Below are 318 nucleotides of genomic sequence, written 5' to 3'. Positions count from 1 at the left end.
ACCATCTTCTTAAGATGGAAGGGTGTCAGGTGAACAATATCACGATACCGTTTTTGGATAGGCATCTCAAGGGAGGCTTCGGCCGTGCTAATCGTGTTATCACCGAGCGCTACCAAAAACTGACTATCGTTCCACTGACGCTAGATCGCGAAATGCCGTCTAAGCATCAGCTGGCCAAGGGTCTATTGATCCCCGACACTGAGTTGGTGGGACTCAAGGAAAAGATGGCTGAGCTGAACATGACGACAGCTCAGCTCCACGACATAGTGCGCGCCATTAGACATCCGGACAGCCGCAAGGGAGTGCTTACTAAAACCC

1 protein-coding gene is annotated in these 318 nt (G+C 51.3%); it reads left to right on the top strand.

The genetic code is table 11. From position 1 onward, the window contains the following. Positions 1 to 29: 29 nt before the first annotated feature. On the top strand, positions 30 to 318 hold a 289-nt coding region (locus AC1RPW_RS08310), incomplete at its 3' end, for a hypothetical protein (protein WP_481769492.1).

It is taken from the genome of Dellaglioa sp. CoH-55-MRSF-8 (genome assembly GCF_056782195.1).
The sequence above is the reverse complement of the archived record's forward strand: the minus strand, read 5'-3'. Positions and strand labels throughout refer to the sequence as shown.